A 23,385-nucleotide genomic window follows, 5' to 3' on the forward strand; every position below is an offset into this window, starting at 1 on the left:
TGCTGTTCACCACTACCGGCCCGGCCGGGCCGGCTGGGCCACCTGCCGTCCGGTCCAGCTCACCCCGGCGGCGGGCCGGGGGTGCCGGTCGGCGGCCGGGGTGCCGGCACCGGTGCCGACCACCGCCGGCGCAGGGCCACCAGGCGTACGCCGAAGACAAGCATCGCCGCGCCGGTGAGCGGGAGCGGCCCGGTGTGCCCGAGGCCGTTCAGCAGCACCACCAGGATCGCGCCAGCGAGCGCCGCGACGGCGTAGATCTCCCGCCGCAGCACCACCGGGATCTCGCCGGTCAGCAGGTCCCGGACGAGCCCGCCCCCGATCGCGGTGATCATGCCGATCAGGACGGCACCGACCGGCGGCACCTGGGCGTCGAGGGCCTTCAGGGTGCCGGCGACGGTGAACAGGCCGAGCCCGGCCGCGTCCAGCACCAGCACGGTGGTGCGCAGCCGGGCGAACTGCGGGTGCAGCCAGAAGATCGCCGCCGCGGTCACCGCGGCGGTGGTCGCGTACCGCCAGTCGGCGAAGGCCAGCGGCGGGACCTCGTCGATCACGAGGTCCCGGACGATCCCGCCGCCGAGGGCGGCGACGAACCCGACGAAGACGACACCGAACAGGTCGAGCCGCTTGGCCACCGCCGCGGAGGCGCCCGAGGCGGCGAAGACCGCGACGCCGGCCAGGTCAGCCAGGAGCAGGGCGGTGGAGGTGGTCACCGCCGCAGGCTACGCCGACGATGGCGGCTCACTCGGAGTACGAGTCGTAGATCTCCTTGCACTTGGGGCAGACCGGCGAGCCCGGCTTGGCCGACTTCGTCACCGGGAAGGTCTCCCCGCACAGCGCCACGACGAAGGTGCCCATGACGGCACTTTCGGCGATTTTCTCCTTCCGGACGTAGTGGAACATCTCCGGACCGGTGTCGGCGTCCTTCAGCTCCGGACGCTCGAGGACCTGTGTGCTCACGTCTGCACCTCCAACCGACAAGTCTGGCAGGTCACCGGGAGCCCGGTCCAGCTGAGGGGAGCGAAGCGGCACGCTACGGTGGGCGACTGTGACCGACTATCCCCTTCGCCTCGGTTCCGAGGTGGCCCAGGCGCTGCGCGAGCGGCGTCCCGTGGTCGCCCTGGAGAGCACCATCGTCTCGCACGGCCTGCCCCGGCCGGACAATCTGCGGGTGGCCCGGCAGATCGAACAGGCCGTCCGGGACGCGGGTGCGGTGCCGGCCACCATCGGCATGGTCGGCGGTGATCTCGTGGTGGGCCTCGACGACGCCGAGTTGACCCGACTGGCCACCGCGGACGGGGTGGCCAAACTCTCCGTACGCGATCTCGCGGTGGCCGCCGCGACCCGGGCGGACGGCGCCACCACCGTGGCCGCGACCAGCGCCGTGGCCGCCGCGGCGGGGATCGGGGTCTTCGCCACCGGTGGTCTGGGCGGGGTGCACCGCGAGGCCGCGCAGACCTTCGACGAGTCGGCCGACCTGATCACCCTGGCCCGGACGCCGATCGCGGTGGTCTGCGCGGGGGTCAAGTCGATCCTCGACGTGGGGGCGACCCTGGAACGCCTGGAGACGCTGGGGGTGGCCGTGGTCGGCTACCGCACCCGCCGGTTCCCGGGCTTCTTCATCACCGACGGCGGCTTCGACCTGGACTGGTCGGTCGACTCGCCGGAGCTGATCGCCGACGTACTGGCCGCCCGCGAGCGGCACGGCGTGCACCGCGGCGGTCTGATCGTGGCCAACCCGCTCCCTGCCGAGGAGCAGCTCGACCCGGAACTGCACGACCGTACGCTCGCCGAAGGGCTGGCCCGGCTGGAGCGCGACGGGATCAGCGGCAAGGCCGTGACGCCGTTCCTGCTGGCCCACTTCCACTCCGCCACCGAGGGCGCGAGCCTGGCGGTCAACGTACGGATCATCCTGCGCAACGCCGACCTCGCCGCTCGGATCGCGGTCGCCGCCGCCACCCGACAGGGCGACGCACCGGCGTGAGCGCCCAAACCAGCGCCGCAGACCGCGACGTGACAGCGCGCGCCATCGGCCGGAGCGAGACGACGGCGTGAGCGGGGCGGACGGAAGAACCAGCCGGCCCGCCGGCCGGATCCTGGTGGTCGGTGACGTGATCACCGACGTGGTGGCGGTGCTCGGCGGTCCACCGGCGACCGGGTCGGACACCGCGGCGACGATCCGGTTCACCGGGGGCGGGCAGGCCGCCAACACCGCCTGCTGGCTCGCCGCGCAGGGCGTGCCGGTGACCCTGGTCGGCGCGGTCGGCGACGATGCCGCAGGCCGGGAGCGGGTGGCGGAGCTGGCCGCCGCCGGGGTCGACTGCGCGGTGGACCGGGTGACCGGCTACGCCACCGGCACGGTGATCGTGCTGGCTGTCGGTGCGGAGCGCACCATGCTCACCGAGCGCGGCGCGAACCTGCGGCTGCGTCCCGGGCATGTGGACACCGCACTGGACGGCGCGCCGGAGGCGGTGCACCTGCATCTGTCCGGGTACACCCTGCTGGACGCCGGCTCCCGCCCGGCCGGTCTGCGCGCGTTGGCCGTGGCCCGCGAGCGCGGCCTCACCACGAGCGTCGACGCCGCCTCGGCGGCCCCGCTGCGGGCGGTCGGCGCGGCGGCCTTCCTCTCCTGGGTACGCGAGGTGGACCTGCTGCTGGTGAACCGGGACGAGGCGGCCGTACTGGCCGGCGGGCTCGATTCGGCGGCGCAGGGGCGGGCGCTGATCGCCTCGGCGCGGCGGGTGGTGGTCAAGCGGGGCGCCGACGGCGCGACCTGGGTCGACCGGGACGGCACGGTCGTCGTGGCGGCGGCCCACCGGGTAGCGGCGGTCGATGTGACCGGAGCGGGCGACGCCTTCGCCGCCGGGCTGCTGGGTGCGTGGCTGGCCGGGGTGCGACCGGACGCCGCGCTGCGCCGGGGCGCCGACCTGGGCGCGGCGGCGGTCTCCCAGTTGGGTGCCCGTCCGGCCCGCTGACCGGGTCAGGGTTCGGCGTCGATGACCTTGTGCGGTCGTTCCTCGGCGGGCAGGCTCTTCGGCGGGGCGTCCTCCGCCGGGCGGGACCGCCAGCGGTTGGCCAGCCGGTGTTCCTCCTTCGGCGGCCGGTCGTTGGCGAGCAGCACCGCGAGCCACGGGATGAGCACCATGCCCAACGCGACAAGCGGAAGCCAGAGCCAGAGCAGCGGCGCCTTCACGCCGACCAGGATCGCGCCGATGATCACGCAGGCCACCCGGACGCCCATCATCACGACGTACCGTCGCTGCCGGGTGGTCAACTGGTCGTTCTGGCTGCGTGGAGCGTCGGTGATCAGGATCGGGCGGTACGCCTGACGCTTCACCTGGTACCTCCTCAGGGGTCAGCCCCATCCTGACACCAGGAACGTACGGACGGCGAGGTATCGCGTCGGCGGCCTGCGTATTACGTGCGTGGTACGCTCGCCCCGTGGGCAGCAGGTTCAGCTTCACCGACGAGGCGCTGTCCAACCTGCGGGTCTACGACGTCACGCCGGGGGAAGTCTGGGAGGCGCTGCACAGCGGCCGGCGGGTCATCCGCCACCTGGGAGACGACGTGATGGTGGTCTACGCCACCACCGGCCGTGGACGCCGGGTGGCCGTGCTGCTCGCCGAGGCCGACGGGACCGACAACGACTGGGACATCCTCTCCGCCCGCGAACTGAGCGACGTCGAGACCAAGCGCTACGACGAGGCCGTGCGGAGAGCTCCGGAGACGAGGAGGCGGTGACGATGGACCGTCACGACGCGACCAAGCAGTTCCACAGCGGCGGCGACCGGCTCGCCGAGTTGATCGACGAAAGCCGCCCGGTGGAGCTGCCCACCCCCGACACCGACACCCCGATGGTGAGCCGCTCGGTCCGGCTGCCGCTGGAGACGTACGAGCGGGTCCGCGCGGTCGCCGACGCCCGCGGCATCGGGGTGACCACCCTGATGCGGCAGTGGATCGAGGCTGGCCTCGCCGACCTGGACGACTCGGCCACCGTCTCGCTGGCCGACGTCCGCCGGGCCCTCGCCGCGCTGGCCCAGCCGAGCGCCGCCGCCTGACCGCAGGTGCGGCGGCATGCCGTCAGGCGCCGCCGGTCTTCGCCTTCGCCGCCGCCTTCATCTGCTGTTTGTACTCGCGGACCAGGCGAAGCGACTCGGCGTCGGTGACGTCGGCGACGGAGCGGTGGGCGTCCGGGTCGCCGTAGTCACCGGCCGCCTCCCGCCAGCCCGGCGGTCGCACGCCGAACCGCTTGCCGAGCAGGGCGAGGAAGATCTGCGCCTTCTGCCGGCCGAACCCGGGCAGGGCGGCGATCCGGGCGAGCAGCTCACGGCCGTCGGCCGGGTCGGCCCAGAGCCGGGCGGCGTCGCCGTCGTAGCGCTCGACCAGCGCCCGGCACACCTCCTGGACCCGGGCGGCCATCGCCTTTGGGAACCGGTGCAGCGCCGGCGGCTGGGCGAAGAGGGCCACCAGGGCCTCCGGGTCGTACCCGGCGATCTCCCGGGCGTCCAGGTCGTCCTGGCCGAGCCGCTGGGCCAGCACGTACGGCGAGGAGAACGCCTTCTCCATGGCGACCTGTTGGTCGAGAACCATCCCGGTCAGCAGCGCCAGCGGACTGCGGAGCAGCAACTGGTTGGCCTCCGGGTCGATGGGCAGGGCGAGTGTCATGGCCTCCATCCTGCCTTTTCGTCCTCGGCCGGCGTGATCCGCCGCGCATCCGGATTCCGGAGTGAGGTTAGCCTGTGCTAACTTCGCCCGGACGGTCGTCCTGGCCGGAAGAAAGGGCTCCCCGTGTCACTGAACCGCCGCTCCACCGCCGCGCTGCTCGCCGTCGGCGTGCTCACCCTCGGCCTGGTCGCCTGCGGCTCCGGCGGGGAGGACGCGACCGACCCGGGCAAGCCGGACGACAAGCAGATCACCGTCTACAGCGGACGCAATGAGCAGCTGGTCAAGCCGCTGCTGGAGAAGTTCACCGAGCAGACCGGCATCACCGTACAGGCGCGTTACGCCAGCACCGCGCAGCTCGCCGCCCAACTGGTCGAGGAGGGCGACAAGTCACCGGCCGACGTCTTCTTCGCCCAGGACGCCGGCGCGCTGGGCACCGTCGCCAAGCGCGGCATGTTCAGCACGCTGCCCGAGGCGACCACGGGAAAGGTGCCGCCGACCTACCGCGCCGGTAGCGGCCAGTGGGTCGGGGTGAGCGCCCGGGCCCGGGTGCTGGCCTACAACCCCGACCTGGTCCCGGCCGACCAGCTGCCGGCGTCGGTCTTCGACCTGACCGACCCGGCCTGGAAGGGCAAGGTTGCTCTGGCCCCGACCAACGCCTCGTTCCAGGCGTTCGTCACCGCGATCCGGGTGCAGCACGGCGACGCCAAGGCCGAGGAGTTCCTGGCCGGGCTCAAGGCCAACGACCCGCAGATCCGCGACGGCAACGTCAAGATCGTCGAGGACGTGAACAGCGGCGCCGTACCGGTCGGCCTGGTCAACCACTACTACCTGGGCGAGGTCGCCAAGGAGCAGGGCACCACCCCGGACGGGCTCAAGGTCAAGCTGCACTTCTTCCCCGGCGGCGACACCGGCGCCCTGGTCAACGTGGCCGGCGTGGGGGTGCTCAACCGCTCCGCCACCGATCCGGACGTGCAGAAGTTCGTGGACTTCCTGCTCGACACCGAGGCACAGACCTACTTCGCCGAGCAGACCTTCGAGTACCCGGTGGTCGGCGGCGTGGCCGGCCCGGCGTACGTGCCGGCGCTGGCCGAGCTGGCGGTGCCGGAGATCGACCTGAACGACCTGGACACGCTGGACGCCACCGTCACGCTGATCAAGAATTCGGGGTTGGTTCCCTGACCGCTACGCCGACCACCGCAGGGCCGTCCCGCACCGGGCCGGCCCTGTCCGGCGTACCCGGCCGGTGGCGGCGCCTGGCACCGCGCCCGGCGCTGCTCGCCGCCTCCACCGCCGCGGTGGCGGTCGCCCTGATCCCACTGGCCTACCTCGCGGTACGCACCGCCGAGGCGGGCTGGGACCGGATCGTCGCCGAGCTGTGGACCGAACGGGTGGGACTGCTCGCCCTGCGCAGCCTCGGGCTGGCCGCCGTGGTCACCACGGCCTGCGTGCTGCTCGGCGTCGGCACCGCCTTCCTGGTCACCCGCACCGACCTGCCCGGCCGTCGGCTCTTCGCCGTGCTGGCGGCGCTGCCGCTGGCCGTACCCACCTACATCGCCGCCTTCGCCTGGGTCTCCGCGATGCCGCGGCTGGAGGGCTTCTGGCCGGCGGCGCTGGTGCTCACCCTCTGCTCCTACCCGTACGTGCTGCTGCCGGTCGCGGCGGCGCTGCGCGGCGCGGACCCGGCTCAGGAGGAGGTCTCCCGGTCGCTGGGGCGCAGCGGCTGGCAGACCTTCACCGCCGTGACGCTGCGGCAGATCCGCCCGGCCACCGCCGCCGGGGCGCTGCTGGTCGCCCTCTACGTGCTCTCCGACTTCGGCGCGGTCTCCATCCTGCGCGCCGACACCTTCACCCGGGCCATCTTCGTCGCCTTCGACCTGGGCTTCGACCGCACCGGAGCGCTGGTGCTCTCCAGCGTGCTTGTCGCGCTGACCGTGCTGCTGCTGGCCGGCGAGACCGCCACCCGCCGACGCGGGGCCCGGTACGCCCGCCTCGGCGGCGCCCGCCGCCCGGTGGCGCGGCTCGCGCTCGGGCCCGCCCGCTGGCCCGCCATCGTGGCCCTGGTCGGGGTCGCCGGGCTGGCGCTCGGCGTGCCGGCGGTCAGCCTGGGCCGGCGACTCGCCGCCGGGGTCTCCCGCCCGGGGGCGCTGCCGGAGGTGCTCACCGCCGCCGGTAACTCGCTTACCGTCTCGCTCGCCGGAGCCGCGCTGACCATGCTGTTGGCGCTGCCTCTGGGTCTGCTCGCGGCCCGCGCACCGGGTCCGCTCACCACCGCGCTGGACCGGCTGGCGTACCTGGCTCATGCCCTGCCCGGCGTGGTGATCGGTCTCTCGCTGATCTTCTTCGGCATCAACGTGGCGTACCCGCTCTACCAGACGCGGTGGCTGTTGGCGCTTGCGTACGCCACGCTGTTCCTGCCGCTGGCGGTCGGTGCGGTGGCCGGCGCCGCCGCCCAGTCCCCCACCGGGCTGGAGGAGGTGGCCCGCTCGCTGGGCCGCGGACCGTGGACCGTGCTGCGCACGGTGACCCTGCCGCTGACCCTGCCCGGCATCGGTGCGGGTGCCGCGCTGGTCTTCCTCACCGGAATGAAGGAACTTCCCGCCACCCTGCTGCTGCGACCCACCGGGACGGACACCCTGGCCACCGAGCTGTGGACCAGTACGGCCGTCGGTGCGTACGCCGCTGCGGCACCCTACGCCGCGCTGCTGGTGGCGATCTCGGCACTACCCACCTGGCTACTGGTCGCCCGCAGCGGCCTGCTCGACAAGGAAGATGGAGGGCCGGCATGAGTGACGTCGTGCTCAATGCGGTGGTCAAGCGGTACGGGCGGGTCACCGCTCTGGCCGGCGCGGACCTCAGCGTGCCGTCCGGCCAGCTGACCGCCGTGCTCGGACCGTCCGGGTGCGGCAAGACCACCCTGCTGCGCTGCCTGGCCGGCTTCGAACGGCTGGACGCCGGTGAGATCCGCATCGACGGCAACCGGGTGGCGGGCGGCGGCAAGCACCTGCCGGCGCACCGGCGCAACATCGCCGTGGTGCCCCAGGAGGGTGCACTCTTCCCGCACCTGAGCGTGGCGGAGAACGTCGGCTACGGCCTCGACCGGGCCGCCCGGCGCTCCGACCGGGTCGAGCAGGTGCTGACCCTGGTCGGGCTCGCCGGGTACGGCGACCGGATGCCGCACCAGCTCTCCGGCGGGCAGCAGCAGCGGGTGGCGGTGGCCCGTGCCCTGGCGCCCCGGCCGTCGGTGGTGCTGCTGGACGAGCCGTTCAGCGCGCTCGACGCGGGCCTGCGCGCCGGGCTGCGGCACGACGTACGCGAGGCGCTGCGTGCCGACGGTGCGACCGGCGTACTGGTCACCCACGACCAGGGCGAGGCGCTGTCGGTGGCCGACCAGGTGGTGGTGCTGCGCGACGGACGGGTGATCCAGGCCGGCTCGCCGACCACGGTCTACCGCGAGCCGGCCGATCCCTGGGTGGCCAGCTTCGTCGGCGAGGCCGTGCTGCTGCCGGCGGTCGCCGAGCGCGGATCGGCGCGCACGGCCCTCGGTGTCGTACCGGTCGCCGGCACGGTGGCGGACGGCCCGGTCACGGTGCTGGTCCGGCCCGAGCAGGTGCGCTTCGCCACCGGTCCGGGTGCGGTCACCGCGACCGTGCTGCGGCACGACTTCCACGGCCACGACGCGCTGGTCGGGCTCCGGTTGGCCGACGGTACCCGGATCACCGCCCGGATCCTCGACGGCGACGCCGCCGTCTCCCTCGGCGGCGAGGTGACCGTGCACCTGGACGGCGCCGCACGCGCCTTCCCGGCGGACACCACCCCCGGCCGGTCCGCCGCCGCCCCGGTCGAACTGGCCGCGTGAGGCCGGCCGGCTGGCCGGCGCAGTTGTCCCAGGACACGAAGCGGCCCGGCGAACGGTGTTGCCGTCCGCCGGGCCGGTTCACGTCAGAGTCAATGACCGGTCAGGGTCAGTTGACTACGAAGAGCAGGCGGTTCGGCGAGCCGCTGCCGGGGCTGGTCACCACGCCGGTGGTGGCGTTGTTGATCAGGTAGCTCTTGACCTGTGCCGGCGAGTAGGACGGGTTGGCACCCAGGACGAGGGCCGCCGCGCCGGCCACGTGCGGCGAGGCCATCGAGGTGCCGTTGATCGTGTTGGTCGCGGTGTTGCTGGTGTGCCAGGCCGACGAGATGCTGGAGCCCGGCGCGAAGATGTGTACGCACGAGCCATAGTTCGAGAAGGACGACCGGGCGTCGGTGCTGGTCGTCGCGCCGACGGTGATGGCGGTCGAGGTACGGGCCGGGGAGTAGTTGCAGGCGTTGGCGTTCGAGTTGCCGGCCGCGACGGCGTAGCTGACGCCGGAGCGGATCGAGTTGGCCACCGCGTTGTCGATGCTGGTGCTGGCCCCGCCGCCGAGGCTCATGTTCGCCACGGCGGGCTTGACCGCGTTGGCGGTCACCCAGTTCACGCCGTTGACCACGCTGGTGGTGGTGCCGCCGCCGGAGCAGTTGAGCACCTTCACCGCGACCAGGCGGACCCCCTTGGCCACACCGTACGTCGAGCCACCGACGGTGCCGGCGACGTGGGTGCCGTGGCCGTTGCAGTCGGTGTTGTTGGAGTCGATCGTGTTGGTACCCCAGGTGGCCCGGCCGCCGAAGTCGTTGTGGGTGGTCCGGATGCCGGTGTCGATGATGTACGCCCGCACGTTCGAGGCGGTGTTCGGGTAGGTGTAGCTGTTGCTGAGCGGCCGGTTCCGCTGGTCGATGCGGTCCAGGCCCCAGGTCGGGTTGCTCTGGGTCGCGTTGAGGGTGATCACCTGATCCTGTTCGACGTAGGCGACGTCGGGGTTGGCGGCGAGCCGGGCCGCCTGCGCCGCGGTCATCTTGGCGGCGAAGCCGGTGAGCGCGGCACTGTAGACGTCGGAGACGCTGCCGCCGTACCGCTTGACCAGGGCGCTGGCCCGGTTCGGCACCGCGCTGCGGGCGGCGGAGGAGCCGGCCGTGCCGACCGTGTCGGAGCGCAGGACGACGAGGTAACTTCCGCTGACCGCGTTCGCCGCGCCGGCGCCACGGATCTCACCGGTGGGTGCGGCTACCGCCGCGGTGGTGCTGGCCGCCGAGACGGCCGCCGCGGTGGCGACGACGGCGAACGCCCGGATGAGGTGCCGTCGCGCGGGGGACCCTGCTGGCATCGTCTGCCTCCTTTGCAGGCGTGACCTGCCGGGCTTCTGGCCGGCCAGCTCACGCCATCGACTGAGTTGGATGAGATGCTAGCCCTTGATCGACAAATATGACAGAGAAGCTCATCAATACTTTGTGAATGTAATGGGTCGACGCGCCGTGACCGGCGGGACCAGGCAGGATTGCGGCGTGGACGGACACGACATGCTGCTCTCACCGGCCGGCGTCGACGCGCTGCGATCCGCGCTGGTCAGGGCCAACTTCACCGCGAACGGCATCGCCGCCCGGCTCGGCTCGCAGGCCACCGGCGGGGTGGCCCGCAACGACTTCCGGGCCGCGCTGCGGGCCACCACCGACGGTGACCCGCTCGCCACTCTGATCCGGGTGTTCATCTGCGAGCAGACCGAGCCGGAGGCAGCCGTGGCCGCCGCGCTGGCACCGCTCTCCGTCGCCGACGCGCTCGCGGCGGGACTGATCGAACGGCACGGCGACGGGTTGCGGATGGGGCTGGATCTGGAGCCGTACGGCGACGACTGGTGGGTGCTCGCGGACGTGCCGGCGAGCGCCCGCCCCGGGCGGCCACTGCATGCCGAGCACGTGCTGGGCATCGGCGGGGCGACCCAGACGATGATCGGTGCCGCCGTCCGCCGGCCCGTGCAGAGCGCGCTCGACCTGGGCACCGGATCGGGCGTACAGGCGCTGCACCTGAGCACCCACGCCCGACGGGTCACCGCCACCGATGTCTCGCGACGGGCGTTGCGGTTCGCCGCCACCACCGCCGCACTCAACGGCCAGGACTGGGAGTTGCTGCACGGCGACCTGGTGGCACCGGTGGCCGGCCGCCGTTTCGACCTGGTGGTGAGCAATCCGCCCTTCGTGGTCGGGCCCGGCACCACCACGCACGTCTACCGCGACTCCGGTCGCGTCGGCGACGCGATCGGCGCCGAGTTGGCCGCCGCCGCACCGGGGCTGCTCACCGAGGGCGGCACCATGCAGTACCTCGCCAACTGGGTGCACGTCACCGGCGAGGACTGGGGGGAACGGGTGGCCGGTTGGTTCGCCGGCACCGGCCTGGACGCCTGGGTGATCCAGCGCGAGGTCGCCGACCCGATGGCGTACGTCAACCTCTGGCTCACCGACGTCGGCGAGGCGGCCGACCCGCAGCGGATGGCCGACTGGCTGGACTGGTTCGACGCGCACAAGGTGGAGGCGATCGGCTTCGGCATCGTCTCGCTGCGCCGCAGTGGCAACGACGACCCGGTGCTGCGGGTGGAGGACCTGCGCCAGCGGGTGGAGGCGCCGATGGGCGACCGGATCGCCGCCTGGTTCGACCGCCAGGACTGGCTGCGCGGGCGGGACACCGCCGGGCTGCTGGACGTGCGGTACCGCGCCGCCGACGCGCTCCGGCTGCACCAGGAGGCGACCATGGGTGACGACGGTTGGGGCGTGGAGCGCCAGGTGCTCACCATGCCGCACGGCCTGCGCTGGACCGAGGAGATCGACCCGCTGGTGCTGGCCCTGGTCGGTGGGGCCGACGGCCGACTGCCGCTGCGTGACCAGCTCGCACTACTCGCGGTCGCGCACGACGTGGCCGTCGACGAACTGGCCGAGGCGGCTGGCCCGATCGTGGCGCACCTGGTCGAACGCGGCTTCATCGAGCCGGTGCAGTCCTGATGCGGGCGGCGGCGAGTCTGATGCCGACGGTGACTCTGATGGCGGCGGTGGTGACCTGATGCGGGCGGTGGTGCAGACCGTCGGCCGGGCCAGCGTCACGGTGGACGGCGAGGTGGTCGGTGCGATCTCCGACGGGTTGCTGATCCTGCTCGGGGTGACCCACAGCGACACGGTCGAGACCGCCCGGACGATGGCTCGCAAGGTGCACGAGCTGCGGATCCTGGACGACGAGCGGTCCGCGTCGGACACTGGCGGGCCGATCCTGGTGGTCAGCCAGTTCACGCTCTACGGTGACGCACGCAAGGGGCGCCGCCCGAGTTGGACCGCGGCGGCCCCGGCCGAGGTGGCCGAGCCGCTGATCGAGGCGGTGGTCGCGGAGCTGCGCCAGCGCGGCGCAAAGGTCGAGACCGGCCGTTTCCGCGCCCACATGCTTGTGGAGAGCGTGAACGTCGGCCCCCGCACCCTGCTGCTCGACCTCTGACGACCTCGCCCACCGCAACGTCGACCACGAAGTCTGTCGAACCGGGAGATCCGCCGCGACTTCGTGGTCGACGCCGGCTGCGCGGTCAGCCGAACAGGCCGCGACGGCGCAGGGACTGGCGTAGCCAGCCGTCGAGCTGGGCGGCCCAGTCGACCTGGTCGACCGTGGCGTGGTCGACGGTGAAGCGGCCGAAGACGTCCCGGCCCTCGGTGAACAGCCCACCGTGCTTGTCCAGCTCCAGCACCACCTCCATCTGCTGCGGACCGGCGACGAAGGTGACCTCCAGCTGTTTCATCGCGCCGGCGTACTGCGGTGCCGGATAGAACTCGATCTCCTGATAGAACGGCAGCGTCTGGTGCACGCCGTAGATGTGCCCGCGCTCCACGTCCGCCCGGGCGAACCGGAAACCGAGCCGCAGCAGCGCCTCCAACAGACGCTCCTGGGCGGGCAGCGGATGCACCGCGATCGGGTCCAGGTCCCCGGAGTCGACGGCGCGGGCCACCTCCAACTCCGTACGCAGTCCCATCGTCATCCCGTGCAGGTGCTGCCCGTACAGCTCGGTCAGCGGGGTTTCCCAGGGCACGTCGAAGCGGAACGGGATGTCGTACCGCTGTCCCGCCTCCAGCCGGAACGCCCCGGTCACCCGCTGCTGGTGGAACTCCTGGTTGGTCGTGTACTCATTGTCACCGCTCTCCACCTCGACCCTGGTGAGCAGGCCGAGCGACACGTACGAGACGTCCACCCCGTGGTCGCCGCCGGTCACCGCGATGGTGCCCGTCAACTGCCCGCCCGGGCGGCAGTTCGGGTTCGCCAACACCGTCTCCACGGACGGGCCGCCGACCCCCATCGCCTGCATGAGCCGCTTGAAGACCACGTCGCCTCCGTCGTTCGAATACCGTTGCGCCCGCTCGGGGCTCGACCATGCCCGGCATCTGCCGGCCGCTGGCACGGTAACCGGCATCGACAAGCTCGTCCGGTCGAACGGCCGAACCGGTAGGACCATCGGTCCCTTCCGCTGTCGGGTCCCCGATCGCCTCACTCCCGTTTTACGCCACACCCGCCAAGCTGTGTGTCACCGGCGGAACTTCGCCGAAGCGACACGGCACGGACGTGGAACGGGGAGACAAAGATGGCCCTGCAGATGATGGAGCACAGCACGCGCGCCGGCGTCGAGGTTGAGCCCGGCGTCGAGACCCTGACCGATCTGGACGCCACCGACGAGCGTGGCGTCTCCACCGACCTGGTCCGGGCATACCTGAACGGAATCGGCCGGCGGAAGCTGCTGACCGCGGCCGAGGAGGTCGACCTCGCCAAGCGGATCGAGGCCGGCCTCTTCGCCGAGGAGAAGTTGACCACCTGCACCCCGGTCTCCGCCGGGCTCCGCGCCGACCTGGAACTGGTCGCGCAGGAGGGCCGGGCGGCCAAGGACCACCTGCTGGAGGCGAACCTCCGCCTGGTGGTGAGCATCGCGAAGCGGTACACGGGCCGTGGCATGGCCTTCCTCGACCTCATCCAGGAAGGCAACCTCGGCCTCATCCGCGCCGTCGAGAAGTTCGACTACACCAAGGGCTACAAGTTCTCCACCTACGCCACCTGGTGGATCCGCCAGGCCATCACCCGCGCCATGGCCGACCAGGCCCGCACCATCCGCATCCCGGTGCACATGGTCGAGCAGGTCAACCGGATGGTCCGGGCCCGCCGCGAACTGGCGGTGTCGCTGGGCCGCGAGCCCACCCTCGCCGAGGTGGCCCGCGCGCTCGACGTGCCGGAGTACCAGGTGATCGAGCTGATCTCGTACGACCGGGAGCCGGTCAGCCTGGACCAGGCCGTCGGCGAGGACGGCGAGAGCGCCCTCGGTGACTTCGTCGCCGCCGTCGACCCGAATGCCCTTCCCGGTGACGTCGCCGCCCAGGGCGAACTGCGCAACGAGGTGAGCATCGTGCTGGCCACCCTGTCGCAGCGCGAGCAGGCGGTCATCCGGCTGCGGTTCGGGCTCGACGACGGCCGGCAGCGCACCCTGGACGAGGTCGGCCGCGAGTTCGGCCTGTCCCGGGAGCGGATCCGGCAGATCGAGAAGGTGACGCTGCTCAAGCTCCGGGCGCCGGAGCGGGCGCAGCGGCTGGAGGCGTACGCCTGCTGAGTTGGGCGGCACCACGTCGGCCCCGGCGGTTCACCGGGGCCGACGTTGTTTCTTCGCCGCTTGACTGGGACCGGGCAGATCCGATAAAAACCTCTTGGTTATCAAACCGAGGGGTTATATACAGTGCACAGCGACCTGGACGCCACCTTCGCGGCGTTGGCCGACCCGACCCGGCGGGCGATTCTCGCCCGGCTGGCGACCGGCGACGCGACCGTCACCGAACTCGCCGCGCCCTTCGCGATGAGCCAACCGGCGATCTCCAAGCACCTGCGGGTGCTGGAGCGGGCCGGTCTGATCAGCCGCAGTCGGGTGGCGCAGCGCCGCCCCTGCCGGCTGGAGGCGGATCCGCTACGGCAGGCCACCGCCTGGCTGGCGGCGTACCGGGACCACTGGGCGGAGCGCTACCAACGCCTCGACGCCCTGCTCGACGAACTGCACGCAATGGAAAACGCCGACCGCGACGGCGAGACGCCGTGATCGACGATCACCTCGTGGTCGCCACGCCCGGCGACCGGGAGATCGTGCTGAGCCGGATGTTCGACGCCCCGGCGCGCCTGGTCTTCACCGCCTTCACCCGCCCCGACCTGCTGATGCGGTGGTACGGCGCACGCGGCTGGCGGCTGGTCGAATGTGAGGTGGACCTGCGGGTGGGCGGGCGCTGGCGGTTCGTGTCGCAGGGGCCCGGCGGCGAGCGGATGGTCCAAAGTGGTGTCTACCGCAAGGTCGACCCGCCACGCCGGCTCGTGCAGACCGAGCGCTTCGAGCAGCAGTCCTACCCCGGACAGACCCTGGTCCGCCACGACTTCACCGAGCTGGCCGGGCGGACCACCGTCACCACCACGCTGCGGTTCGCCACGCCCGAGGGGCGCGCCACCGCACTGCGGTACCCGATGACCCGCGGCGTCACCGAGAGCTACACCCGACTCGCCGACCTGCTGGCGACGACATCAGAGGGAGAATCATGAACTGGACCCTGGAAGTGGTGGTCGTACCCGTCTCGGACCTGGACCGGGCCAAGGCGTTCTACGCCGACCAGCTCGGCTTCGTCGTGGACCACGACACGAAAATCAACGACGACGTACGGATCGTCCAGTTGACCCCGCCCGGCTCGGGCTGCTCGATCGTGATCGGCAAGGGCGCGGTGCCGGACATGCCGCCAGGCTCGTTGAAGGGGCTCCAACTCGTCGTGCCGGACCTGCACAAGGCCCGCGCCGAACTGCTCGAACGAGGCGTCGAGGTGAGCGAGATCCAGGTGGTAGGTAAGAATCCCCACCCGGTGCCGGACCCGCTGGACAACGTCGGCTTCGTCTTCTTCGCGGACCCGGACGGCAACGCCTGGGCGGTGCAGCAGATCTCCAGCCGCCCCTGACATACCGAGCGAGCTGGTGCCGAGCGGACTGGCACCGAGCGAGCTGGTGCCGAGCGGACTGGCACCGAGGGGCTGGTGTTAAAAGGGGGCCCTTGCTATGCACGAGGCGTTAACAGGGGGCCCTTCCTTGCTCACAGGCGGCGGGGGCCGGTGTCGGGGCGGGGGGTGGCCGAGCCGGTCAGGACGGTCGCGTGCAGCACCGACAGGCCGTCCGGTCGGGCGAGCACCGGGTTCAGCGTCAGGGCGCGGACCCGGGGCTGCTCGTCGGCGAGTTGACCGACCCGCAGCAGCAGGTCGGCCAGGGCCTGCCGGTCGACCGGGGCGGCGCCGCGATGACCGCGCAGCAGCGGCGCCGCGCGGGGGGCGTCCACCAGCTCGGCGGCGTCGCGGTCGGTCAGCGGCACCGCCCGCCAGGCCCGGTCGGCGAGCAGCTCGGTGGCGACCCCGCCGAGACCGAACCCGACCACCGGGCCGAACGCCGGATCCTCCACCAGCTCCACCACGCAGGCCACCCCGGGCGGCACCATCGGCTGCACCAGGACCTCCGTGCCGAACGCCGCCGCCAGCTCCGCGTACGTCCGGCGCACGGTCGCGGCGTCGGGCAGGTCGAGGCGGACCGCGCCGAGGTCGAGCCGGTGCCGCAGACCGGCGGCAGCAGCCTTCAACGCCACCGGAAACCCGAACCGGGTCGCCGCCTCGACGGCCGCCTCGGCCGAGCCGACCGGCGTCGAGGCGACCACCTCGATGCCGTACGCACCGAGCAGCGCCACCGGATCGGCCCCGTCGACGCGCAGCGCCGCCTGTGCCGCCGCCCGGTCGATACCGGGCAGCTCGGGCGGTACCCCGGGCGGTCGGCGCAGCCAGTGCGCGTACGCGGTGACCCGGGCGAGCGCCCGCACCGCCTCCTCCACGCTCGGATAGGAGGGCATGCCGGCCGGCGCCCGGCCGACCAGGAAGGTCGCCACCGCCGGCTTGGTGCCGGTGAGCGCGGTGGGCAGGGCTGCGGTGAAATCCGCCTCGGTGCCGGTGAACTGGCCGGGCAGCGGCGGCGCGAAGAGGGCCACCAGCGCGTCGACGGTCTCGGCGGCGGCGGCCTCGGCCAGCGCCTCGGCGAACTCGGCCGCACTGGCGCGCGGCCCAACATCCCGGGGGTAGCCCACGGCGACGGACAGTCCCTGAGCCGCGCAGGCGGTCGCCGCGAGGCCGGTCAGCGCCGAGGAGTTGCCGACGATGCCCACCCGGTTCCCGGCCGGCAACGGCTGGTTGGCCAGCAGCACCCCGACGTCGAGCAGCTCGGCGACGGTGTCCACCCGGACCACGCCGGACTGGGCGAACAGCGCACTCACCGCCGTGGCGTCCGGGCCGACGGCCTCGCCGACCCCGGGCGGGCGGGCCGGCGAGGCCAGGGCCACCACCGGCTTGTCCCGGCCGATGCGCCGGGCCAGTCGGGCGAACTTGCGCGGGTTGCCGAACGTCTCCAGATACAACATGATCACGTCTGTCGCGGGGTCGTCCTGCCAGTACTGCAACAGGTCGTTACCGGAGACGTCGGCCCGGTTGCCGGCCGAGACGAAGCTGGACAGGCCGAGCCCGCGCCGATCGGCCTCGGCCAGCAGCGCCACACCGAACGCGCCCGACTGGCTGAAGATGCCGACCCGTCCGGGCACCGGCAGACGCGGGGCGAGCGTGGCGTTGAGGCGTACCGTCGGGTCGGTGTTCGCCACCCCCAGGCAGTTCGGGCCGATCACCCGCATGCCCGCCGCGTGGGCCGCCCGGACCAGCGCCCGCTGCGCGGCGGCACCCTCCACTCCGGCCTCGGCGAAGCCGGCGGAGATGACGACCAGGCCGTGCACCCCGGCCGCGGCGGCGTCCGCCACCACCGCCAACGCGGACTCCGGTGGCACCGCGACCACCGCCAGGTCGACCGGCAGCCCCGCGTCGGCCGCCGACGGGTACGCGGGCAGCCCGGCCACCCGGGTGGCGGTGGGATGCACCGGCACCACCACACCGGTGAACCCGCCGTCGCGCAGATGCCCGAGCACCGCCGCGCCGACGCCCTGGCCGGTGGCGCTGGCACCGTAGACGGCGACCCCACGCGGCGCGAGCAGCCGGGCGATGGACCGGGCCTCGGTACGGTGCTCCCGCCCGCGCTGCACCTCAAGGGTGGCCTCGGTGGGCGCGATCGGAAAGGTCAGATGCACCACGCCGTCGGCGAACTGACGCTGCAGCTGATACCCGAAGTCGGCAAAGACCCGCAGCATCGCACCGTTGGCCGGCAACACCTCGGCGACGAAGTTGACGATCCCGACCCGCCGGGCGGCGTCGGCGAGGTGCTCCAGCAGCACCGACCCGATGCCCCGCCCCTGGTAGGCATCCTCGACCACGAAGGCCACCTCAGCCTCCGGCGAGGCCGGGCCGAGCCGCTCGTACCGGCCGACGGCGACGATCCGGTCGCCGGCCAGCACCACGAACGCCTCCCGGTCGCGGTGGTCGACGTTGACGAAGCGTTGCAGGTCCCGCTCCGGAATGCGCGGGTACGGCGAGAAGTAGCGCAGGTAGCGGGTGCGCTCGGAGAACCGGGAGTGCATGGCCACGATCGCCGGGGCGTCCGAGGGGCGGATGGGTCGCAACTGGACGGTGCTGCCGTCGCTGAGCAGCACGTCCACGGCTTGTTCGGCTGTGGTCACCTTGGGCGGCCCTCCCCCGGCCGACTCAGTCGCGTGGATCGTGCGGATCGAGGCCGAGCAGCGGGAAGACCGCCTTACGGGTGGCGGCGATCGCCCGGTCCACCGGGTTGGGCTCACCCGTGGGTTGCCACGGCTCGTACCCCGGATCGACGTCGTCGGTCATCCGCAGCGGCACGTCGAAGCCGGGGCGGCGGGCCGCGGCCAACTCCCGCCAGGCCGGTGGGGTCAGCGCGGCCGGCTCCAGCGGTGCACCGGTGGCCACCGCCAGCAGGTGCGTCCAGGCCCTGGGCACCACCTCCACCAGCGCGTAACCGCCGCCGCCGGTGGCCACCCAGCGGCCGTCGCACAACTCGTCGGCCAGTGCCCGCAGCGCCAGGTAGGTGGCCCGCTGACCGTCGACGGAGAGGTGCAGGTCGGCGAGCGGGTCCTTGCGGTGGGCGTCCGCGCCGCACTGGGTGAACAGCAGCTGCGGACGGAACGCGCGCAGCACCGACGGGACGATCGCATGGAAGGCGCGCTGCCAGCCGGCGTCCGCCACCCCGGGCGGCAGCGGAACGTTGACCGCCGTGCCCGCCGCGTTCGGGCCACCGGTCTCGTCGGGAAAGCCGGTGCCGGGAAAGAGCGCCAGCGGGGTCTCGTGCAGGCTGACGGTCAGCACCCTCGGGTCGTCCCAGAAGATCTGCTGCACCCCGTCGCCGTGGTGCACGTCGACGTCGACGTACGCGATCCGCTCCGCGCCGAGGTCGAGCAGCCGGGCGATGGCCACCGCCGGGTCGTTGTAGACGCAGAACCCGGCGGCGCGCGCCGGCATGGCGTGGTGCAGGCCGCCGGCCACGTTCACCGCGCGGCGGGCCTCGCCACGCCACACCGCCTCGGCTGCGGCCACGGTCGCCCCGGTGACCAGGGCGCTGGACTCGTGCATCCGCTCGAAGACCGGATTGTCCGAGGTGCCGAGCCCGAAACCGGCGAAGAGCGGGTCGTCCGGTGCGATCCGCACCGCGTCCAGGTAACGGGGATCGTGCACCCGGGTCAGCAGCGCGTCGTCTGCCGGTGCCGGCCGGACCAGCCGCACGCCGGGGCGGTGCAGGACGCCGAGTTCCCGGGCGAGCGCGATGGTCAGCTCCACCCGCACCGGATCGAGCGGATGGTCACCGAGGTCGTAGGCGAGCAGCGACTCGTCCCACACCACCACCGTGTCGTCGGACATCTGCCCATGGTCGCACGAGGCGGGCCGGGCGGCCGGTACGGCGGCCCGGCGTCGGGGCGTTCCGCGTCCCGCTGCCGGGACCGGTCACGACCTGGCCACCGGCCGGTCCGGGTCGGCGACCCAGTTGCTCCAGGAGCCGACGTAGAGCGCGGCGTCCGGCCGCCCGGCGAGGTGCAGCGCCAGCACGGCCTGCGCGGCGGTCACCCCGGAGCCGCAGTACGCGCCGACCGGCGCACCGGTGGCCACCCCGGCGGCGGCGAACCGGTCACGCAGCACCTCGGCCGCCGGGAAGTGGCCGTCGGTGACGTACTCCGACGCCGGCAGGTTCACCGCACCGGGCACGTGGCCGGCGACCGGGTCGATCGGCTCATGTTCGCCCCGGTAGCGGGGAGCGGCACGGACGTCGAGCAGCACGCCGTCGTCGCCAGCGGCCAGCCGGGCGGCGACCGAGGCGTCGAGCACCGGCAGGCCACCCGGCGCGACGACCACATCGCCCTCGGCCGGCATCGGCGCCTCGGTGCTGGTGGGCAGGCCGGCGGCGAGCCAGGCCGGATAGCCGCCGGAAAGCAGCCGTACTGGCCGGTGCCCCGCCCAGCGCAGCGTCCACCAGGCACGGGCCGCGGCCATGCCGTCGCCACCGTCGTACACCACCACCGGGTGACCGGCGCGTACCCCGGCGGCCCGCAGCGTCGCCTGCAACGCGGCCGGGTCGGGCAGCGGGTGCCGGCCCGCCGGGCCGGGCGGGCCGCACAACGCGGTGTCCAGGTCGACGAAGACCGCACCCGGCAGGTGCCCCGCCGCGTAGTCGTCCCGACCCGGCGGTCCGACCAACCGCCACCGCACGTCGAGCAGGGTGGGCGGATCGGCCGCGTCGAGTTCGGCGGCGAGCCGCCCGGCGTGGACCAGAAGCTCCTCGGTACCGGACATGGCGTCCAGTCAACACCATCCGTAACCGGGCGCGGTTCGCCGAAGCCCCTGCGACGTGCGGCGCGGTACCATAGATCACCGGAGGGCCGCTGACACTATGAAGTCTCACGACCTGGTCGACACGACCGAGATGTATTTGCGTACGATCCTCGAACTCGAGGAGGAGGGCGTGCCGCCGCTGCGCGCCCGGATCGCCGAACGGTTGCGCCAGAGTGGCCCCACCGTCAGCCAGACCGTCGCCCGGATGGAGCGCGACGGCCTGCTCACCGTCGAGGGTGACCGGCACCTCAGCCTCACCGAGTTGGGCCGCAGCACCGCCGTCTCGGTGATGCGCAAGCACCGGCTCGCCGAGCTGCTGCTGGTGAACGTGATCGGGATGCCCTACGAGGAGGCCCACGAGGAGGCCTGCCGCTGGGAGCACGTGATGAGCGACGCGGTCGAGAAGCGGGTCTACGACCTGCTCAACCGGCCGACCCGGTCGCCGTACGGCAACCCCATTCCCGGGCTGGAGGCGCTCGGTTCGCCGGGTCAGGCCGAACCGGAGCCGACCGACGCGGAGCGCAACCTGGCCTTCCCCGGCCTGACCGGCAAGGTGATCGTGCGGCGGATCTGCGAGAGCGTGCAGACCGACGCGACGGTGCTCCGGCAGTTGCACGCCGCCGGGGTCGACCCGGGTGCCACGGTCACGGTCGCCCAGGAACGCGACGGGGTCTCCATCGACCGCTCCGGGGAGAGCGTCCGGCTGCCCCGCGAGGTCGCCTCCCGGGTCTTCGTCGCCGCCACCTGATCACCCACCATCAATCGGTTCACCGCAGGTACGGGCAGTGCCGGCAACCCCGACCGCAGCAGGTACCGCGTCGGGCGAGGAAACCGGCGGTGAGCACGAAGAGGCCGCTGGCCGGGTCGAGGTAGCCAGCCTCCCCGGCGGCCAGGGCGTCGGCGTGCGCGGCCAGGATCCGCTCCCGATCCGGGTGCTCGGGTGACAGCCGGGACGGATGTGGCTCGGTCAGGGGTCGCGCCGCCAGGGGCCGTCGCTCACCGCTCATTCGCGGCAGTCTAGGCAGCCGACGACCGGCCGGCGTCGGTGCGGGCCGCGTCGGTCGGTGCGGGCGGCATCGGTGCGGGCGTCCGTCGGTGCGGGCGGCATCGGCCGGTGCGGGCGTCGGTCGGTGCAGGCGGCATCGGCCGGTGCGGGCGGCATTGGTGCGGGGCGTCGGCCGGTGCGGGCGTCGGTCGGTGTGGGCGGCATCGGTGCGGCGGCGAAGCGGTCGGGAGATTTCTTCCGGGACGAGTCGATTCGCGCTGGCCTCGTGCGTCGGTTCAGCAGAGGATGGGCAGCGATTCAAGGAGGAAGCATGGCCCAGTACGCAGTCCTGATCTACTCGCCCGCACCGGCCGACCCGACGGAGCTGACGCCCGACTACGTGGCGCTGCTCGAACGCTACCCGGCCCAGGTGGCGGAGCTGGGTGGGCAGATCGTCACCGGTTTCGCCTTGGCACCGAGCACCACGGCCACGGCGGTACGCGGCGACGTCGTCACCGACGGCCCGTTCATCGAGGCCAAGGAGGTCGTCGCCGGGTTCTTCGTCCTGGAGGCGCCCGACCTGGACGTCGCCCTGAAGATCGCCAAGCTCAACCCGGCCACCATCCACGGCGGGGTGGAGGTCCGGCCGCTGTTCGCGCCGCCCGCCGAGTGAGCGATCCGGATCAGTCCGGCGCGGCCGAACGCGCCGTGGTCGACGCGCACCGTCGCGAGTGGGCCTTCGTGCTCGCCGCCACGGCGCGCGTCGCCGGTGACCTCGACCTCGCCGAGGAGTGCGTCCAGGAGGCGTACGTCGCCGCGTTGGGCTCCTGGACCCGCGACGGCGTACCGGACCGACCGGGCGCATGGCTCACCGCGACCGCCCGACGCAAGGCCCTCGATGTACTGCGCCGACGGCAGGTGCTCCGCACCAAGCTGCCGCTGCTGGTCGAACCGGACACGGCCGAGTTGGAGCTGCCCGACGAGGTCGCCGTACCCGACGACCGGCTGCGCCTGGTCTTCACCTGCTGCCATCCGGCGCTCGCCCGGGAGGCACAGGTGGCGCTCACCCTGCGCCTGGTCTGCGGGGTGACCACCGGCGACATCGCCCGCGCCTTCCTGGTCACCGAGCCGACCATGGCGGCCCGGGTCACCCGGGCCAAGAAGAAGATCGCCGCCGCCCGGATCCCCTACCGGGTGCCGGAGGCCGCCGAGCTGCCCGAGCGGCTGGACGCGGTGCTCACCGTCGTGCACCTGCTCTACACCACCGGGCACACCGCGCCCTCCGGAACCGAGCTGGTCCGCGCCGACCTGGTGGACCGGGCGCTGCACCTGGCCCGGATGCTGCTCTCGCTGATGCCCGACGAGCCGGAGGTCCGCGGGCTGCTCGCCCTGCTGCTGCTCACCGACGCCCGGCGGGCCACCCGCACCGACGAGCGGGGGCGGCTGCTCCGGATCGAGGACCAGGACCGCACCGCCTGGGACCGGCCCGCCATCGACGAGGGCCGCCGCCTGGTGGTCGAGGCGTTCCGCACCGGGCGGGTCGGCCGGTACGCACTCCAGGCCGCCATCGCCTCGCTGCACGCCCTGGCACCCAGCTACGAAGCGACCGACTGGCCGCAGATCGTCGCGCTCTACGATGCGCTGGCCCGCGCGTGGCCGTCACCGGTCGTGGCGTTGAACCGGGCGGTGGCGGTGTCGATGGTGCACGGGCCGGCCGTGGCGCTCGCCGAGGTCGACACGCTCGCCGAGGACGGGCGGCTGGCCGGCTACCACTACCTGCCGGCGATCCGCGCCGACCTGCTGCGTCGGCTGGACCGCCACGCGGAGGCCGCCGAGGCGTACCGCGCGGCCCTGGCCCTGGTCGACAACGACACCGAACGCGACTTCCTCACCGCCCGCCTCGCCACCCTCCCCACCCCATAACCCCCTCCCCACCCTCCCACCTCTCCCTCCCTCCCACCCACCTCTCCCCGCGTCGATCTTGCACTCTTGGTCGCTGCTACGCGGCGTACGCGGCTTTTGTCCCGACGGAAAGCGCAAGA

Annotated in this window: 26 protein-coding genes; 16 read left to right on the forward strand and 10 right to left on the reverse strand. The window is 72.9% G+C overall.

Translation table 11 applies throughout. The features are described from left to right. Positions 1–59: 59 nt before the first annotated feature. Both AC507J_RS29410 and AC507J_RS29415 read right to left on the reverse strand, forming a co-directional pair. Positions 60–710: a trimeric intracellular cation channel family protein gene (locus tag AC507J_RS29410; protein WP_496293277.1), complete on the reverse strand. Its 651-nt coding sequence runs from the start codon at positions 708–710 to the stop codon at positions 60–62. A gap of 28 nt (positions 711–738) precedes the next feature. Next, positions 739–957 (reverse strand): DUF3039 domain-containing protein, encoded by a 219-nt coding sequence (locus tag AC507J_RS29415; protein WP_341719707.1) that lies wholly within the window; start codon positions 955–957, stop codon positions 739–741. 88 nt (positions 958–1,045) lie between these two features. On the opposite strand from AC507J_RS29415, the gene AC507J_RS29420 reads away from it, so the two are divergent. Together AC507J_RS29420 and AC507J_RS29425 are read left to right on the forward strand one after the other, a co-directional pair. After that, the gene (locus tag AC507J_RS29420) at positions 1,046–1,981 is read left to right on the forward strand and encodes a pseudouridine-5'-phosphate glycosidase (RefSeq protein WP_496293279.1); all 936 of its coding nucleotides are present in this window, start codon (positions 1,046–1,048) and stop codon (positions 1,979–1,981) included. A gap of 67 nt (positions 1,982–2,048) precedes the next feature. After that, positions 2,049–2,972, forward strand: a complete 924-nt coding sequence (locus tag AC507J_RS29425; protein WP_496293281.1) for a carbohydrate kinase family protein — start codon at positions 2,049–2,051, stop codon at positions 2,970–2,972. A 5-nt stretch (positions 2,973–2,977) separates the two neighbouring features. Here AC507J_RS29425 and AC507J_RS29430 read toward each other — a convergent pair whose 3' ends face one another. Continuing rightward, complete coding sequence (locus AC507J_RS29430; RefSeq protein ID WP_496293283.1) at positions 2,978–3,334, reverse strand: DUF3099 domain-containing protein; 357 nt, start codon at positions 3,332–3,334, stop codon at positions 2,978–2,980. A 104-nt stretch (positions 3,335–3,438) separates the two neighbouring features. On the opposite strand from AC507J_RS29430, the gene AC507J_RS29435 reads away from it, so the two are divergent. Beyond that, a complete protein-coding gene (locus tag AC507J_RS29435; protein WP_496293285.1) occupies positions 3,439–3,738 on the forward strand; it encodes a hypothetical protein in 300 nt (99 codons plus the stop codon). 2 nt (positions 3,739–3,740) lie between these two features. Next, entirely contained in the window at positions 3,741–4,055 is a 315-nt protein-coding gene (locus tag AC507J_RS29440) for a hypothetical protein (RefSeq protein ID WP_496293287.1), read from the forward strand. A 22-nt stretch (positions 4,056–4,077) separates the two neighbouring features. Here AC507J_RS29440 and AC507J_RS29445 read toward each other — a convergent pair whose 3' ends face one another. Continuing rightward, positions 4,078–4,662, reverse strand: coding sequence for an HhH-GPD-type base excision DNA repair protein (locus AC507J_RS29445; RefSeq protein WP_496293289.1), 585 nt, complete (start codon positions 4,660–4,662; stop codon positions 4,078–4,080). A 123-nt stretch (positions 4,663–4,785) separates the two neighbouring features. On the opposite strand from AC507J_RS29445, the gene AC507J_RS29450 reads away from it, so the two are divergent. Genes AC507J_RS29450 through AC507J_RS29460 form a run of 3 tightly spaced genes read left to right on the forward strand, consistent with a single transcriptional unit; the run spans position 4,786 to position 8,518 of the window. After that, positions 4,786–5,841 carry an iron ABC transporter substrate-binding protein gene (locus AC507J_RS29450; protein WP_496293291.1) on the forward strand — a complete coding sequence of 352 codons (1,056 nt, stop codon included), beginning with the start codon at positions 4,786–4,788 and terminating at the stop codon, positions 5,839–5,841. A gap of 44 nt (positions 5,842–5,885) precedes the next feature. Further along, complete coding sequence (locus tag AC507J_RS29455; protein ID WP_496293329.1) at positions 5,886–7,448, forward strand: ABC transporter permease; 1,563 nt, start codon at positions 5,886–5,888, stop codon at positions 7,446–7,448. Beyond that, positions 7,445–8,518 (forward strand): ABC transporter ATP-binding protein, encoded by a 1,074-nt coding sequence (locus AC507J_RS29460; RefSeq protein WP_496293293.1) that lies wholly within the window; start codon positions 7,445–7,447, stop codon positions 8,516–8,518. Before AC507J_RS29455 ends, AC507J_RS29460 begins: the two co-directional genes overlap by 4 nt. 106 nt (positions 8,519–8,624) lie before the next feature. On the opposite strand, the gene AC507J_RS29465 is transcribed toward AC507J_RS29460, so the two are convergent. Continuing rightward, positions 8,625–9,845 carry a S8 family peptidase gene (locus tag AC507J_RS29465; protein ID WP_496293295.1) on the reverse strand — a complete coding sequence of 407 codons (1,221 nt, stop codon included), beginning with the start codon at positions 9,843–9,845 and terminating at the stop codon, positions 8,625–8,627. 178 nt (positions 9,846–10,023) lie between these two features. Here AC507J_RS29465 and AC507J_RS29470 point away from each other — a divergent pair, with 178 nt between their 5' ends. Together AC507J_RS29470 and dtd are read left to right on the forward strand one after the other, a co-directional pair. Further along, a complete protein-coding gene (locus AC507J_RS29470) occupies positions 10,024–11,508 on the forward strand; it encodes a DUF7782 domain-containing protein (RefSeq protein ID WP_496293297.1) in 1,485 nt (494 codons plus the stop codon). Between the two features lie 58 nt (positions 11,509–11,566). Further along, on the forward strand, positions 11,567–11,989 hold the full coding sequence (dtd, locus tag AC507J_RS29475; RefSeq protein ID WP_496293299.1) for a D-aminoacyl-tRNA deacylase: 423 nt from the start codon (positions 11,567–11,569) through the stop codon (positions 11,987–11,989). An 85-nt stretch (positions 11,990–12,074) separates the two neighbouring features. On the opposite strand, the gene AC507J_RS29480 is transcribed toward dtd, so the two are convergent. Then, complete coding sequence (locus tag AC507J_RS29480; RefSeq protein ID WP_496293301.1) at positions 12,075–12,863, reverse strand: sporulation protein; 789 nt, start codon at positions 12,861–12,863, stop codon at positions 12,075–12,077. Positions 12,864–13,118: 255 nt separating this feature from the next. On the opposite strand from AC507J_RS29480, the gene sigB reads away from it, so the two are divergent. From sigB to AC507J_RS29500, 4 genes are all read left to right on the forward strand, one after another. Next, entirely contained in the window at positions 13,119–14,129 is a 1,011-nt protein-coding gene (sigB, locus tag AC507J_RS29485; protein WP_496293303.1) for an RNA polymerase sigma factor SigB, read from the forward strand. Positions 14,130–14,252: 123 nt separating this feature from the next. Continuing rightward, positions 14,253–14,606 (forward strand): ArsR/SmtB family transcription factor, encoded by a 354-nt coding sequence (locus tag AC507J_RS29490; protein WP_496293305.1) that lies wholly within the window; start codon positions 14,253–14,255, stop codon positions 14,604–14,606. Between the two features lie 56 nt (positions 14,607–14,662). Then, positions 14,663–15,094, forward strand: coding sequence for an SRPBCC family protein (locus tag AC507J_RS29495; protein WP_496293331.1), 432 nt, complete (start codon positions 14,663–14,665; stop codon positions 15,092–15,094). Further along, positions 15,091–15,498: a VOC family protein gene (locus tag AC507J_RS29500; protein ID WP_496293307.1), complete on the forward strand. Its 408-nt coding sequence runs from the start codon at positions 15,091–15,093 to the stop codon at positions 15,496–15,498. The genes AC507J_RS29495 and AC507J_RS29500 overlap by 4 nt, the downstream gene beginning before the upstream one ends. 131 nt (positions 15,499–15,629) lie before the next feature. Here AC507J_RS29500 and AC507J_RS29505 read toward each other — a convergent pair whose 3' ends face one another. The 3 genes from AC507J_RS29505 to AC507J_RS29515 form a co-directional block, all read right to left on the reverse strand. After that, on the reverse strand, positions 15,630–18,185 hold the full coding sequence (locus AC507J_RS29505) for a bifunctional acetate--CoA ligase family protein/GNAT family N-acetyltransferase (protein WP_496293309.1): 2,556 nt from the start codon (positions 18,183–18,185) through the stop codon (positions 15,630–15,632). 25 nt (positions 18,186–18,210) lie between these two features. Continuing rightward, positions 18,211–19,392, reverse strand: coding sequence for an acetoin utilization protein AcuC (locus AC507J_RS29510; protein ID WP_496293311.1), 1,182 nt, complete (start codon positions 19,390–19,392; stop codon positions 18,211–18,213). A gap of 84 nt (positions 19,393–19,476) precedes the next feature. After that, positions 19,477–20,319, reverse strand: a complete 843-nt coding sequence (locus tag AC507J_RS29515; protein WP_496293313.1) for a sulfurtransferase — start codon at positions 20,317–20,319, stop codon at positions 19,477–19,479. Between the two features lie 97 nt (positions 20,320–20,416). Here AC507J_RS29515 and AC507J_RS29520 point away from each other — a divergent pair, with 97 nt between their 5' ends. Further along, positions 20,417–21,106 (forward strand): iron-dependent transcriptional repressor DtxR, encoded by a 690-nt coding sequence (locus AC507J_RS29520; protein WP_496293315.1) that lies wholly within the window; start codon positions 20,417–20,419, stop codon positions 21,104–21,106. 19 nt (positions 21,107–21,125) lie between these two features. Here AC507J_RS29520 and AC507J_RS29525 read toward each other — a convergent pair whose 3' ends face one another. Beyond that, positions 21,126–21,365, reverse strand: coding sequence for a DUF5522 domain-containing protein (locus AC507J_RS29525; protein WP_496293317.1), 240 nt, complete (start codon positions 21,363–21,365; stop codon positions 21,126–21,128). 309 nt (positions 21,366–21,674) lie between these two features. Here AC507J_RS29525 and AC507J_RS29530 point away from each other — a divergent pair, with 309 nt between their 5' ends. Together AC507J_RS29530 and AC507J_RS29535 are read left to right on the forward strand one after the other, a co-directional pair. Further along, positions 21,675–22,016: a YciI family protein gene (locus tag AC507J_RS29530; protein ID WP_496293319.1), complete on the forward strand. Its 342-nt coding sequence runs from the start codon at positions 21,675–21,677 to the stop codon at positions 22,014–22,016. A gap of 68 nt (positions 22,017–22,084) precedes the next feature. Next, positions 22,085–23,266 carry an RNA polymerase sigma factor gene (locus AC507J_RS29535; protein ID WP_496293333.1) on the forward strand — a complete coding sequence of 394 codons (1,182 nt, stop codon included), beginning with the start codon at positions 22,085–22,087 and terminating at the stop codon, positions 23,264–23,266. Positions 23,267–23,385: the final 119 nt, after the last annotated feature.

Source organism: Micromonospora sp. PRAS1, from assembly GCF_059553435.1.

Excerpts from the sequence above, each read along its gene's own strand:
- AC507J_RS29440 (WP_496293287.1), top strand. The coding sequence starts at position 3,741 with ATGGACCGTCACGACGCGACCAAGCAGTTCCACAGCGGCGGCGACCGG.
- AC507J_RS29445 (WP_496293289.1), bottom strand. The coding sequence starts at position 4,662 with ATGACACTCGCCCTGCCCATCGACCCGGAGGCCAACCAGTTGCTGCTC.
- AC507J_RS29460 (WP_496293293.1), top strand. The coding sequence starts at position 7,445 with ATGAGTGACGTCGTGCTCAATGCGGTGGTCAAGCGGTACGGGCGGGTC.
- AC507J_RS29465 (WP_496293295.1), bottom strand. The coding sequence starts at position 9,845 with ATGCCAGCAGGGTCCCCCGCGCGACGGCACCTCATCCGGGCGTTCGCC.
- dtd (WP_496293299.1), top strand. The coding sequence starts at position 11,567 with ATGCGGGCGGTGGTGCAGACCGTCGGCCGGGCCAGCGTCACGGTGGAC.
- sigB (WP_496293303.1), top strand. The coding sequence starts at position 13,119 with ATGGCCCTGCAGATGATGGAGCACAGCACGCGCGCCGGCGTCGAGGTT.
- AC507J_RS29495 (WP_496293331.1), top strand. The coding sequence starts at position 14,663 with ATGTTCGACGCCCCGGCGCGCCTGGTCTTCACCGCCTTCACCCGCCCC.
- AC507J_RS29500 (WP_496293307.1), top strand. The coding sequence starts at position 15,091 with ATGAACTGGACCCTGGAAGTGGTGGTCGTACCCGTCTCGGACCTGGAC.
- AC507J_RS29510 (WP_496293311.1), bottom strand. The coding sequence starts at position 19,392 with ATGTCCGACGACACGGTGGTGGTGTGGGACGAGTCGCTGCTCGCCTAC.
- AC507J_RS29515 (WP_496293313.1), bottom strand. The coding sequence starts at position 20,319 with ATGTCCGGTACCGAGGAGCTTCTGGTCCACGCCGGGCGGCTCGCCGCC.
- AC507J_RS29520 (WP_496293315.1), top strand. The coding sequence starts at position 20,417 with ATGAAGTCTCACGACCTGGTCGACACGACCGAGATGTATTTGCGTACG.
- AC507J_RS29525 (WP_496293317.1), bottom strand. The coding sequence starts at position 21,365 with ATGAGCGGTGAGCGACGGCCCCTGGCGGCGCGACCCCTGACCGAGCCA.
- AC507J_RS29530 (WP_496293319.1), top strand. The coding sequence starts at position 21,675 with ATGGCCCAGTACGCAGTCCTGATCTACTCGCCCGCACCGGCCGACCCG.